The sequence below is a fragment of the Pseudomonas sp. 14P_8.1_Bac3 genome (assembly GCF_025466085.1).
Taxonomy (GTDB): domain Bacteria; phylum Pseudomonadota; class Gammaproteobacteria; order Pseudomonadales; family Pseudomonadaceae; genus Aquipseudomonas.
In genome coordinates this window covers 38,872-52,142 of the sequence record NZ_JANLOD010000041.1, presented here as the reverse complement: position 1 = coordinate 52,142, position 13,271 = coordinate 38,872, and the positions used below count along the sequence as shown (strand labels likewise).

General features: G+C 61.3%; 7 protein-coding genes. 6 read left to right on the top strand and 1 reads right to left on the bottom strand.

From position 1 onward, the window contains the following. Nucleotides 1-5: 5 nt before the first annotated feature. Both thiI and typA read left to right on the top strand, forming a co-directional pair. A complete protein-coding gene (thiI, locus tag NTD84_RS11615; RefSeq protein WP_262165374.1) occupies nucleotides 6-1,460 on the top strand; it encodes a tRNA uracil 4-sulfurtransferase ThiI in 1,455 nt (484 codons plus the stop codon). Between the two features lie 139 nt (nucleotides 1,461-1,599). After that, the gene (gene typA / locus NTD84_RS11610; RefSeq protein ID WP_262165371.1) at nucleotides 1,600-3,420 is read left to right on the top strand and encodes a translational GTPase TypA; all 1,821 of its coding nucleotides are present in this window, start codon (nucleotides 1,600-1,602) and stop codon (nucleotides 3,418-3,420) included. Nucleotides 3,421-3,621: 201 nt separating this feature from the next. Here the strand turns inward: typA and NTD84_RS11605 are convergent, their stop codons facing one another. After that, nucleotides 3,622-4,065 (bottom strand): YkgJ family cysteine cluster protein, encoded by a 444-nt coding sequence (locus NTD84_RS11605; protein WP_262165369.1) that lies wholly within the window; start codon nucleotides 4,063-4,065, stop codon nucleotides 3,622-3,624. A gap of 256 nt (nucleotides 4,066-4,321) precedes the next feature. On the opposite strand from NTD84_RS11605, the gene NTD84_RS11600 reads away from it, so the two are divergent. From NTD84_RS11600 to NTD84_RS11585, 4 genes are all read left to right on the top strand, one after another. Continuing rightward, nucleotides 4,322-6,772: a glycogen/starch/alpha-glucan phosphorylase gene (locus tag NTD84_RS11600; protein WP_262165366.1), complete on the top strand. Its 2,451-nt coding sequence runs from the start codon at nucleotides 4,322-4,324 to the stop codon at nucleotides 6,770-6,772. Nucleotides 6,773-6,982: 210 nt separating this feature from the next. After that, nucleotides 6,983-10,591 (top strand): DUF2339 domain-containing protein, encoded by a 3,609-nt coding sequence (locus NTD84_RS11595; protein ID WP_262165363.1) that lies wholly within the window; start codon nucleotides 6,983-6,985, stop codon nucleotides 10,589-10,591. After that, a complete protein-coding gene (locus NTD84_RS11590) occupies nucleotides 10,588-11,961 on the top strand; it encodes a DUF3999 domain-containing protein (RefSeq protein WP_262165362.1) in 1,374 nt (457 codons plus the stop codon). The genes NTD84_RS11595 and NTD84_RS11590 overlap by 4 nt, the downstream gene beginning before the upstream one ends. A gap of 299 nt (nucleotides 11,962-12,260) precedes the next feature. Further along, the gene (locus tag NTD84_RS11585; RefSeq protein WP_262165361.1) at nucleotides 12,261-13,271 is read left to right on the top strand and encodes a class 1 fructose-bisphosphatase; all 1,011 of its coding nucleotides are present in this window, start codon (nucleotides 12,261-12,263) and stop codon (nucleotides 13,269-13,271) included.

Sequence of the window (13,271 nt, the reverse complement as noted above, 5' to 3'; positions counted from 1 at the left end):
TTTTCATGAAACTAATCGTAAAAGTCTTCCCCGAGATCACCATCAAGAGCCGCCCGGTACGGATGCGTTTCATCCGCCAGCTGGCCAAAAACATCCGCACCGTGCTCCGTGACCTGGACCCGGCGGTGGTGGTGAACGGTGTGTGGGACAATCTCGAGCTGGAAACCCGCGTCAGCGAGCCCAAAGCCCTAAAGGAGATGACCGAGCGCCTGAGCTGCATGCCGGGCATCGCGCATTTCCTGCAGGTCGACGAATACCCGCTGGGCGACTTCGACGACATGGTTGCCAAGTGCAAGCTGCACTTCGGGGATTCGCTGGCGGGGAAAATCTTTTCGGTGCGTTGCAAGCGCGCGGGCAAGCATGAATTCAGCTCGATGGACGTCGAGAAATACGTCGGCAGCCAGCTGCGTCGTCAGTGCGGCGCCGCCGGTATTTCTCTGAAAGAGCCGGAAATCGAAGTCCGCATCGAAATTCGCGACAAACGGTTGTTCGTGATCCACAGCCAGCACAACAGCATCGGCGGTTATCCGCTGGGTGCCCTGGAACAGACGCTTGTGCTGATGTCCGGTGGCTTCGATTCCACCGTTGCCGCGTACCAGATCATGCGCCGCGGCCTTATGAGCCATTTCTGCTTCTTCAATCTGGGCGGACGGGCCCATGAACTGGGCGTCATGGAAGTCGCGCACTTCATCTGGAAGAAGTACGGCAGCTCCCAACGCGTGTTATTTGTCAGTGTGCCGTTCGAGGAAGTACTGGGAGAAATTCTCGGGAAAGTCGATAACAGTCATATGGGTGTAGTTTTGAAGCGTATGATGTTGCGCGCTGCTTCCCGTATTGCCGATCGGCTGGAGATCGAAGCGCTGGTGACCGGCGAGGCGATTTCCCAGGTGTCGAGCCAGACGCTGCCGAACCTGTCCGTGATCGACTGCGTGACCGACAAGCTGGTCTTGCGTCCGCTGATCGCCAGTCACAAGCAGGACATCATCGACCTGGCCAACGAAATCGGCACTGCCGACTTCGCCAAGCACATGCCGGAGTATTGCGGGGTCATCTCGGTGAACCCCAAGACCCACGCCAAGCGTCCGCGCGTGGAGCATGAAGAGAAAGAATTCGACATGGCGGTGCTCGAGCGTGCGCTCGAGAACGCCAAGCTGGTGCCGATCGATCGCGTGATCGACGAATTGGGCCAGGACTTGCAAATCGAAGAAGTCAGCGAAGCACTGGCCGGTCAGATCATCATCGACATTCGTCACCCGGATGCCGCTGAAGACGATCCGATGGAGCTTGCTGGCATTGAGGTACAGACGATGCCGTTTTATGCATTGAACGCTCGTTTCAAGGAACTGGACCCTACTCGCCAGTACCTGTTGTATTGCGACAAAGGCGTGATGAGTCGCCTGCATGCCCACCATTTGCTCAGTGAGGGGCATGCCAATGTGCGCGTTTATCGACCGAGCTAAGTGCCCGGGGCTGTTTGCCTGTGGCCTGCGTCACCGGCCCCCCGACGCCGCCGTCAAGCTGTAACGGCTTTGCCGGACTCTACTGTTAATCGCTGCCAAGACTTGTCAGCACACCGAATCCTCTGATCGAGATACACAAGTGATCGAAAATCTACGCAACATCGCCATCATTGCTCACGTTGACCACGGTAAAACCACCCTGGTAGACAAACTCTTGCGTCAATCCGGCACCCTGGAGCGCAACGAGCTCAACGACGAGCGCGTGATGGACTCCAACGACCAGGAGAAAGAGCGCGGTATTACCATTCTGGCGAAAAACACCGCCATCAACTGGAACGGCTTCCACATCAACATCGTGGACACCCCGGGCCACGCCGACTTCGGCGGTGAAGTTGAACGCGTAATGTCGATGGTTGACTCCGTTCTGCTGCTGGTTGACGCTCAAGACGGCCCTATGCCGCAAACCCGTTTCGTGACCAAGAAGGCGTTCGAAGCCGGCCTGCGTCCGATCGTGTGCATCAACAAGGTTGACCGTCCAGGCGCGCGTCCGGACTGGGTTCTGGACCAGATCTTCGACCTGTTCGACAACCTGGGTGCCACCGAAGAACAGCTGGACTTCCAAGTCGTCTACGCCTCGGCCCTGAACGGTATTGCCGGTCTGGACCACAACGAGATGGCTGAAGACATGACACCGCTGTACCAGGCGATTGTTGACCACGTTCCAGCTCCAAAAGTTGACCGTGACGGTCCGTTCCAGATGCAAATCTCCGCACTGGACTACAACAGCTTCCTGGGTGTTATCGGTGTTGGCCGTATCGCTCGTGGTCGCGTCAAGCCGAACACTCCGGTTGTCGCCATCGGCGCTGACGGCAAGAAGCGTAACGGTCGTATCCTGAAGCTGATGGGTCACCACGGTCTGCACCGTGTAGACGTTGAAGAAGCTGCAGCAGGCGACATCGTGTGCATCAGCGGTATGGACTCGCTGTTCATCTCTGACACGCTGTGCCACCCGGACACCGTTGAAGCGATGAAGCCGTTGACCGTCGACGAGCCAACCGTTTCCATGACCTTCCAGGTGAACGACTCGCCATTCTGCGGTAAAGAAGGCAAGTTCGTGACTTCCCGTAACATCAAGGAACGTCTGGACAAAGAGCTGCTGTACAACGTTGCACTGCGCGTTGAAGAAGGCGACTCGGCTGACAAGTTCAAGGTTTCCGGCCGTGGCGAACTGCACCTCTCGGTACTGATCGAAACCATGCGTCGCGAAGGCTTCGAAATGGCTGTAGGCCGTCCGGAAGTGATCATCCGTCTGGTTGACGGCGTGAAGCACGAACCGTTCGAAAACGTCACCATCGACCTGCCGGAAGAATCCCAGGGCAAGGTGATGGAAGAGATGGGCCTGCGTAAGGGCGACCTGACCAACATGGTCCCGGATGGCAAGGGCCGTGTACGCCTGGAATACAACATCCCTGCTCGCGGTCTGATCGGTTTCCGTAACCAGTTCCTGACCCTGACCAACGGCGCTGGCATTCTGACCTCGATCTTCGACCGTTACGACGTGATGAAGTCGGGCGACATGTCCGGTCGTCAGAACGGCGTTCTGGTTTCGGTTGAAACCGGCAAGGCACTGACCTACTCCCTGGAAACCCTCCAGGCACGTGGCAAGCTGTTCGTCGAACACGGTCAGGAAATCTACAACGGTCAGATCGTTGGTCTGAACAGCCGTGACAACGACCTGGGCGTTAACCCTACCAAGGGCAAGAAGCTCGACAACATGCGTGCTTCGGGTAAAGACGAAACCATCGCTCTGGTCCCACCTGTTCGCTTCACCCTGGAACAGGCCCTGGAATTCATCCAGGACGACGAGCTGTGTGAAGTCACGCCTAAGTCCATCCGTCTTCGCAAGAAGATCCTGGACGAAAGCGAGCGTACCCGCGCTGCCAAGAAAGCCAAGGCATAAGATTTAGCCCGGCTTAACGAAAACGCCCCCGGTCGAAAGGCCGGGGGCGTTTTTGTTTGTCTGCGGTTTATGCGGTGTTTGTGCCGGCCCAATCGCTAGCAGGCTAGCTCCCACACTGGAGCTGTGGTCGACATCAATCCCCTGTGGGAGCTAGCCTGCTAGCGATGGCGGTCTGTCAGTCGCCGTTTATCCTGGCGATTGTTAAAACTTCTCGAGCGTACGACGGCTGCTGCTGGTCTCGCGCTCCACTTCCTTCGGCTTGTAAGCGCAATACCCCGGCCGCGGTCCGATTTTCGGGTGGTTGCGGCAGGTATCCGGGCGCTTTTCATAAATAGTGCACAGACGGCTCTTACGATCCAGGTACAGGCAATCGTTGTTGCTCATGCGCTGAAGGGTGAAGATCTCGGTCTTCTGGCTGTAGCGTTCGACGATCCCTTCCTTCTGCAAGCGCTTGGCGATGTTCTTGGCCGGTTCGCCGCGCTCGAATTCATCGACGATGCCGATGCGGATCAGGTCCTTGATCTTGACCTCGACCGGCAAGGTGCAGCAGCTGGATATGCACGAGCCGCACATCGGCGCAGAATATTTGGCCCAGGTATCGAGGCGATCGATCTCCGCGGCGGCGATCAGGTTGGACTTCATCATCGGTTGTTACCAGCGTGTGCATCAGGGCGCGCGATCATACCGGGACTGGTGGATTTTTGAACAACCTTTCGCCAGATTTTTTCCTGGACGCGGAATAAACACGGTTAATCCGGCACGGCCCCTGCATTCATTCAGGCACGTGACAATGTAATGCCGGACTATCTCGCACTATCAGGAAAAACTGCCGAACCAGAGCCCCCGGCGTCTGTCAGACCGTCTAGGCTCAACAACTCCACGCTCGCTCGAGGTCCTATCGATGACTCAAGAACCACTTGTTCGCGAAGCAGAGGTGGCCGCATTTCGCGACGCCGTCTTGACCAAACTCACCTACGCGGTGGGCAAAGACCCGGATCACGCCTTCGACCACGACTGGTTCGAAGCCATTGCGCTGGCAGCGCGCGATCACATGGTCGAGCACTGGATGGACCACACCCGGCAGATCTACCGCAAAGGTCAGAAGCGGGTTTACTACCTCTCCCTGGAATTTCTCATCGGCCGGCTGCTCTACGACAGCCTGAGCAACCTCGGCCTGCTGGACGTCGCCCGTGAAGCCCTGACCGAACTTGGCGTCGACCTGGAACGCATCCGCCTGCTGGAGCCCGACGCGGCGCTCGGCAATGGTGGCCTCGGTCGTCTGGCGGCGTGCTTCATGGAAAGCATGTCGACCCTCGGCATCGCCGGCCACGGTTACGGCATTCGTTATGAGCACGGCTTGTTCCGCCAGGCCATTGTCGATGGCTGGCAGCAGGAGCAGACCGAACACTGGCTGGATTTCGGCAACCCTTGGGAATTCGAGCGGCCGGAAGTGGTTTACCCGATCGGCTTCGGTGGCAGCGTCGAAACCGTCACCGACGAAAACGGTAAGTCCAAGCAAGTCTGGTCTCCCGCGGAAACCGTGCGGGCCATTGCCTATGACACGCCGGTGGTCGGCTGGCGCGGGGCGAGCGTCAACACGCTGCGCCTGTGGCGCGCCCGGGCCATGGAAGATTTGCACCTGGAGCGCTTCAACGCCGGCGACCACCTGGGCGCTGTCGCCGAAGTGGCCCGGGCGGAAAGTATCTCCCGCGTGCTCTACCCCGCGGACAGCACCGAAGCCGGCCAGGAACTGCGCCTGCGCCAGGAATATTTCTTCGTCGCGGCGTCCCTGCAGGATTTGCTGCGGCGCCATCGCAACATGCACACCTCGGTGCTGACCCTGGGCGATCACGCGGCGATCCAGCTCAATGACACGCACCCGTCGATTGCCGTGGCCGAGTTGATGCGTCAGCTGGTCGACGTCTACGACGTGGCGTGGGATGCCGCGTGGCAGGTCACGGTCGACACACTCTCGTACACCAACCACACGCTGTTGCCCGAAGCGCTGGAAACCTGGCCGGTCGGTTTGATGGAGCGCATGCTGCCGCGGCACATGCAGATCATCTACTTGATCAACGCCCAGCACATCGACTCGCTGCGCGCCAAAGGCATTCACGACTTCGACGTGTTGCGCGCGGTGTCGCTGATCGAGGAAGACAACGGCCGCCGCGTGCGCATGGGCAACCTGGCGTTCCTCGGTTCCCACAGCGTCAACGGCGTGTCGGGGCTGCACACGCAGTTGATGCGCAAGACCGTGTTCTCCGAATTGCACAAGCTCTACCCGGAGCGGATCAACAACAAGACCAACGGCATCACCTTTCGCCGCTGGTTGTATCAGGCCAACTCGGAATTGACCTCGATGCTGGTCGACGCCCTCGGCCCGGACCTGCTGGACAACCCCGAAGAGAAATTGCTGGAGCTGGAACCGTTCGCCGAAAAAGCCGCGTTCCGCAAGGCTTTCGCCGAGCAGCGCCTGCACAGTAAAAAAGCCCTCGCCTACATCATTCACGAGCGGCTCGGGGTTGCGGTCAACCCGGCGGCGATGTTCGACGTGCAGGTCAAGCGGATCCACGAATACAAGCGGCAACTGCTCAACCTGCTGCACACCGTTGCGCTTTATCAGGCGATTCGTGCCGAGCCGGAAATCGACTGGGTGCCGCGGGTGAAGATCTTCGCCGGCAAGGCAGCGGCCAGTTATCACCAGGCCAAGCTGATCATCAAACTGACCAACGACATCGCCCGGGTGGTGAACAACGACCCGACCGTGCGCGGTTTGCTAAAAGTCGTGTTCCTGCCCAACTACAACGTCAGCCTGGCGGAAAGCATCATTCCGGCGGCGGATTTGTCGGAGCAGATTTCCACCGCGGGCTTCGAAGCGTCGGGCACCAGCAACATGAAGTTCGGCCTCAACGGCGCGCTCACCATTGGCACTCTGGACGGCGCCAACGTCGAAATGTGCGAACGCATCGGTGCCGAGCACATGTTCATCTTCGGCCTCAGCGCGCAGCAGGTCGAGGCTCGTAAACAGAACCACGAGTTCAATGCGACGCCGGACATCGCTGCGTCCCATCGGCTCAACGACGTGCTGCAAGCGATTCGTGGCGGGGTGTTCTCTCCGGATGATCCATCCCGTTACACCGGTTTGATCGATTCGCTGATCGACTACGACCGCTTCCTGGTCTGCGCCGATTTCGATTCCTATTGGGATGCGCAGATGCGCGTTGAAGCCCATTGGCACGATGCGAACCAGTGGTGGCGCTCGGCGGTGTTGAACACGTCGCGCATGGGCTGGTTCTCCTCGGACCGAACGATCCGGGAGTACGCCACGGATATCTGGAAAGCGCTGGAGTAACTTTTAGCAATAATTGCGAGCAAGGCCCAACGATGGTTGGGCCTGATCGATATACTAAGCGCCACTTATCCCCTGTGGGAGCGGGCTTGCTCGCGAATGCGGTGTGTCAGATGACCTTGATTTGGACTGACCTACCGCATTCGCGAGCAAGCCCGCTCCCACAGGGGGTTTGTGAACTCGCTCGTTATTGGGCCGCTTAGGGATATCGACATGCAATGGATTTTCATGCTGATTGGGCTGGTGCTCGGCTGGGTGCTCGACGAGTCGTTCAGCGACGCGCTGTTGGGCGCGCTGCTCGGGTTGGGTATCGGCCAGGCCATTCGCCTCGGCCGTTTGGGTTCGCAGGCCACCGAGCAGCGGTTGCTGCTGGAACAGGCGCAAGTGGCGCTAAATGCGCTCCAGCAACGCCTGGCCTTGCTGGAGGTGTCCGGCATCAAGACGGCTGAAAGCAGCGAGTCGGCTCCCGATCAACCGCTTGCCGAGGCACCGCTCGCCAGCGAACCGGTGCCCCCTCCCGTATTCACTCTCGAAGAAATCCCCGTCTCGACCCCCGAGATGGTCTGGGACCTGCCACCCGAACTCGAACCTCTTCCCTCGACGGCGACGCAAACCAGCCGGCCACTGCCCGACGATGTCTGGAGATCCGAGCCTGTCACCCGCGAGCCCGCCGTCCCCCGTGGTCCGAATGTCATCGAGCGCGCCATCGGCGGTGTACGCAACTGGCTGTTCGGCGGCAACACCGTGCTGCGGGTCGGCGTGGTGCTGTTGTTCCTCGGTCTGGCTTTTTTGCTGCGCTATGCCACCGAAGGCGTGGTGGTGCCGATCGAACTGCGTTATGCCGGCGTCGCCGCGGCGGCCTTGGGTTTGCTTGGCCTGGGTTGGTGGCTGCGTCACCGCAACAACAGCTATGCGTTGATGCTGCAAGGCACCGGGATTGCCGTGTTGTACCTGACGGTGTTTGCGGCAATGCGTTTGCATCCGCTGCTCGACCCCACTGCAGCGCTCGGCCTGTTGGTGGCGGTGACGGTGTTTTCGGCGATTCTGGCGATCACCCAGGACTCCCTGGCGTTGGCCTGCGCCGCGGCGCTGGGCGGTTTCGCGGCACCGATTCTCACGTCCACCGGCGCCGGCAACCACGTCGCGCTGTTCAGCTACTTCGCCCTGCTCAACGCCGGCATCCTCGCCATTGCCTGGTTCAAGGCCTGGCGCCTGCTCAACCTGATTGGCTTCGTCGGCACCTTTGGCATCGGTTTCGCCTGGGGCCTGCGTTCTTACACACCGGAGCTGTTGTGGAGCACCGAGCCCTTCCTGATCCTGTTTTTCCTGATGTACCTGGCCATCGGGCTGCTGTTCGCCCGGCGCAAATTGCTGGAAATGAGCGATGCGCCCGAGGACGACAGCCGCGAGGCGTTGCTGCGCTGGTCGGCGCGCAAGGGTGATTACGTCGATGGCACGATGCTGTTCGGTCCGCCGCTGGTGGGCTTTGGTTTGCAGTTCGCGCTGGTCCAGCACCTGGAATTCGCCGCGGCGTTCAGCGCCCTCGCGCTGGGCATGATCTACATGGGGCTGGCGCGGCTGTTGATGGGCGGTCGCGCGTTGTTGCTGGCGGAAACCTGCCTGGCACTGGGCGTGATCTTCGCCAGCCTGGCGATTCCGCTGGGGCTGGATGCGCGTTGGACTGGCGCCGCCTGGGCCGTGGAAGGCGCAGGGATTTTCTGGCTGGGCCTGCGTCAGCAACGACCGCTGGCCCGTGCGTTCGCCTTGCTGCTGCAACTGGGTTCGGCGCTGGCGTTCCTCGGCACGCTGCGGATTGGCGAAAGCAGCCTGCTCGACGGCACGCCGCTGGGGGCGTTGATGCTCGGCGTGGCGTTGCTGTTCAGCTTCTACCAATTGCGCAATGCCTTGCCCGAACACGCCGCTGAGTGGGAGCGCAAAGGTTTGCCGGTGCTGGCGTGCCTCGGCCTGACTTTCCTCTATCTGCTGGCGCCGCTGTTCCTCTTCACCCACGGCACTGCCATCGCGTGGGCATTGGCCGGTTTGGTGACGCTGTTTGTTGGCTTGCGCCTGCAATCGCGGACCTTCCTGTTCGCCGCGTTTGCCGTGCAGTTGCTCGGCGGTGCGTTGTTCCTGCTGCGCCTGCAAGGCGCGGGCGGCGAATCCGGCGCGGTGTTCAGCGCGGGCTGGAACGGCTTGCTCAGCGCATCCCTGATCGGCCTGACCTTGATCGCCGGCATGCTCCTGGCCGCGCGCGATGACATGGTGCGCAACGACGTTCGGCTGTTGCGCGGTTTGTCGGTGGTGTTGCTGGCGGGCCTGGTGCTGATCAACCTGGCGGTGCTGTTCGTGCTGCCGTGGCAAACCGCGAGTGCGGTGTGGGCCGCCAGCGGTTTGTTCATCATCTGGCTGAGCCTGTACCTAAAGCAGCGGGTGAGTTTCGTCTTCGGCCTGCTGCTGCAGGTGATTGGCGGTGCGGCGTTCCTGTTCGCCGGGCCGGACTTGTTGGGGCCGCTGGCCAGCGAAGGCCTGAAGCCGCTGGCGCACAGTGGCTTCTGGACGCCGTGGGTGCTGGGCCTGGCCGCGTTGCTCGGCGCGTGGCGCTTGCAACTCGGCAATCATGGATCGGCATTCGATGCGTTGAGCTTGCGGCGCTTATCCGAGGCGCTGCTGGTATGGGGTGCGGGCTGGTGGGCGCTGGCGTGGATCAGTGAGGTGCTGCGCTTTGCGCCGGTGAACGTTCAGGCCACCTTGCTGCTGGCGGTCGCGGCAGTCAGTGTCGCGTTGTGGGCGTGGTTGGCGTTGCGCCTGAGATGGGCTTCGCTGGGCCTGCTCTGCACCTTGCTGATGCCGGCGGCCGGCGCGGTGTTGTTCGCCGCGTGGCACTCGCGTTATCACCCGGCGGCCGGTCTCGGATGGCTGGCCTGGGCAGCGGTGTTCGTCGTGCATTTCATCTCGCTGCGACGTCTGGCTCCGGTGCTGCCGGCGCGGGCCTTGAGCGGCGCGCATGTGCTCGGCTGCTGGCTGTTGATCGGGGTGTTGGCGCTCGAGTTGCGCTACGGCTTGTTGCTGCTTTCCGAGCAATACAACGCCTGGCGCTGGTTGGGCTGGGCCATCCTGCCAAGTCTGTACCTGGTGCTGATGGCGGCGCCGCGCAAGTGGCCTTGGCCGGTGTCGGCCTACGCGCGCGAGTACCGGTTGTACGCGGCGGCGCCGCTGGCGTTGCTGATGCTCGGCTGGTTCTGGCTGGCGAACATGGTCAGCGACGGCACTGCCGAACCGTTGCCTTATGTGCCGCTGATCAATCCGCTGGAATTGGGCCTGCTGTTTGCGCTGTTCGGCGTTTACGTCTGGGCGCGCAGTGCGGTGACGCAACTGGCGCTGCGCCAGGATTATTTTGATCACGCCACACAACTGATCGCCGGTGTCTCGTTGTTCGCGTTCTTCACCGCGCTGGTGAACCGCACGGCGCACCATTGGGGCGGTGTACCGTTCGAGCTGGATCTGCTGCTCGCGTCGATGCAGGTACAGGCCGGTCTGTCGATCGTCTGGACCTTGATGGCCCTGGGTCTGATGATCGGCGGGCACCTGCGGCATCGTCGCGAAGTCTGGCTGATCGGCGCGGCGTTGATCGGCGTGGTGGTCGCGAAACTGTTCTTTGTCGAATTGAGTAACCGCGGCGGGCTGGCGCGGATCGTCTCGTTTATCGGCGTGGGTGTGTTGCTGCTGGTGGTGGGCTATTTCGCTCCACTGCCGCCCAAGCGCGCCGACGCCGCGCCGGATGCGCCGAAACCGGCCCCGCAAACCGAAGGAGTGTCGTCTTGAGTCAGAAGCTGAATCGGGTCTGGTTGGGCGCTATTGCCATGGGCTTGGCGTTGTCGGCCCACGCGCAAGAGAAACCGACGGATTTCGCCACGCAAGTGCCGCTGAGCGTGAGCGGCGAGGGGCCGTGGTATCGCCTCGTATTGCCTTTGGCGGTGCAGTTGAATGCGCGGCAGACCGACCTGAGCGACGTGCGGGTGTTCAGCGCGGCGGGCGAGGCTCAGGCCTATGCCCTGGCGCGGGAAGTCGCGCAGACCAGCGAAAACCGCACCCTGACCGACGTGAAGTGGTTTCCGCTGTACACCTCCGCTGACGCCACCGAACGCGCGCCGAGCGTGCGGGTGCAATCGAGCGCCAACGGCACGCTGGTCGAAGTGCAGCCATCAAGCCAACTGGAGGCGGGCGAAGAAGTGCTGCGTGGCTGGCTGCTCGACGCCAGCGCCATCAAGGCGCCGTTGCAGCAGTTGGTCCTCGACTGGACCAGCGAGCGCGACGGCTTCCAGCGTTTCAGCATTGAAGCCAGTGACGATTTGCAGAACTGGCAGGCGTGGGGTGACGGACAGGTGGCGCGGCTGACGTTCGCTGACGAGCGGGTCGAGCAGCATGAAGTGGGCTTGCCGGGCCAATCGGCGCGCTATCTGCGCTTGCTGTGGACCACGCCGCATTCGGCACCGATCCTGACGTCGGCGCAACTGCAAAGCGCCAGCACCCGCAGCCTGCCGCTGCCCTTGGTCTGGTCGCAGCCGTTGGCCGGTATAAGCGCGAAGGCCGGGGAATACACCTGGCAGTTGCCGATGGGGCTGAATGTCGAGCGCTTGCAGGTCGAACTGGCGCAGCCGAACAGCCTGGCCCCGGTGACGTTGTCCGGTCGGCGTGACAGCAGTTTGCCGTGGCAGCCGCTGAGCAGCGGTTTGCTGTATCGCCTGACCCAGAATGGCCAGGACGTGGTACAGAATGAACTGCAACTGCCTGGGCAAACCGTGCAGCAATTGAAGTTGACGGTGGATGAGCGTGGCGGCGGTTTGGGTGCGCAGGCGCCGACCGTGAAGTTTGCCGTACGATCCACGCAATTGGTGTTCCTCGCCCGTGGCGCCGGGCCCTACACCCTGGCATTGGGCAGCGCGACGGTGAAGGCGGCGAACCTGCCGTTGTCGACGCTCATCCCGGATTACAGCGCCGCGAAGTGGTCGACTTTGGGTAAGGCGAAGGTGGATGGCGGGGTGGTAGAGACGCCAGTTTCAACGGCGGTTGGCGCGGCGACGACGGACACCGACTGGAAGAAGTTCGGCTTGTGGGCGGTGTTGTTACTGAGCGTTTTGTTTTTGGCGGCGATGGCGTTCAGTCTATTGCGTAAACCGCCGGCCAAAACCTGAGAATGGCTGGCGCTGCGCGCCATTCGCGAGCAGGCTCGCTCCCACAGGTTTCGCGCCGTTCGCAATTGCGAGTGCGACACGAAACCTGTGGGAGCGTGGCTTGCCCGCGAAGACGGACTGTCAGCCAACGAAAATTCGAAACCATGCCCTTTCATCAGGTCCACATCCGGTCCGTTTCGAACTACGCTAAACCCGGCACATGAACTCTATTGGGCGTATCACGTCTGATAGGAGGAAATGCGCCCCGACTCGCGTTAAACTGCGCGGGTTTTCAGCCCCCCATTCCACCGGAGCCTTCCATGTCCCGCGTTACCCTGAGTCGCTATCTGATTGAGCAGACCCGTAGCAACAACACCCCTGCCGATCTGCGTTTCCTGATCGAAGTGGTGGCGCGCGCTTGTAAAGAAATCAGCCACGCCGTGTCCAAAGGCGCCCTGGGTGGTGTTCTGGGCAGCATGGGCACCGAAAACGTCCAAGGTGAAGTGCAGAAGAAACTCGATGTGATCTCCAACGAGATCCTGCTCGAAGCCAACGAATGGGGCGGTCACCTGGCCGGCATGGCGTCCGAAGAAATGGACAATGCCTACCAGATCCCGGGCAAGTACCCGAAAGGCGCCTATCTGCTGGTATTCGACCCACTGGACGGTTCGTCGAACATCGACATCAACGCCCCGGTCGGCACGATCTTCTCGGTGCTGCGTTGCCCGAGCGAGTACCTGAGCCAGAACGAAGCGCTGAACGAAAAAGCCTTCCTGCAACCCGGCACCCAACAGGTTGCCGCCGGTTATGCCATCTACGGCCCGCAGACCATGCTGGTGCTGACCTTGGGCGACGGCGTGAAAGGTTTCACCCTCGACCGCGAAATGGGCAGCTTCGTGTTGACCCACGAAGACATCACGATCCCGGCGTCCACTCAGGAATTCGCGATCAACGCCTCCAACCAGCGTCACTGGGAAGCACCGGTGCAGCGCTACGTTGACGAATTGCTGGCCGGCGATGAAGGCCCGCTGAAAAAGAACTACAACATGCGTTGGGTGGCCGCGATGGTTGCCGACGTACACCGCATCCTGACCCGTGGTGGCTTGTTCATGTACCCACGCGACAGCCGCGAGCCATCGAAGCCGGGCAAGCTGCGCCTGATGTACGAAGCTAACCCGATGTCGTTCCTGGTCGAGCAGGCCGGCGGCGCTTCCACCGATGGCCATCAGCGTATCCTCGATATCAAGCCTGACGGCCTGCACCAGCGAGTCGCGGTGTTCCTCGGCTCGAAAGAAGAAGTCGAGCGCGTCACGGCTTACCACAAGGAATAA

Coding starts and splice junctions, on each gene's coding strand:
- thiI (WP_262165374.1), top strand. CDS start 6: ATGAAACTAATCGTAAAAGTCTTCCCCGAGATCACCATCAAGAGCCGC.
- NTD84_RS11605 (WP_262165369.1), bottom strand. CDS start 4,065: ATGATGAAGTCCAACCTGATCGCCGCCGCGGAGATCGATCGCCTCGAT.
- NTD84_RS11600 (WP_262165366.1), top strand. CDS start 4,322: ATGACTCAAGAACCACTTGTTCGCGAAGCAGAGGTGGCCGCATTTCGC.
- NTD84_RS11595 (WP_262165363.1), top strand. CDS start 6,983: ATGCAATGGATTTTCATGCTGATTGGGCTGGTGCTCGGCTGGGTGCTC.
- NTD84_RS11585 (WP_262165361.1), top strand. CDS start 12,261: ATGTCCCGCGTTACCCTGAGTCGCTATCTGATTGAGCAGACCCGTAGC.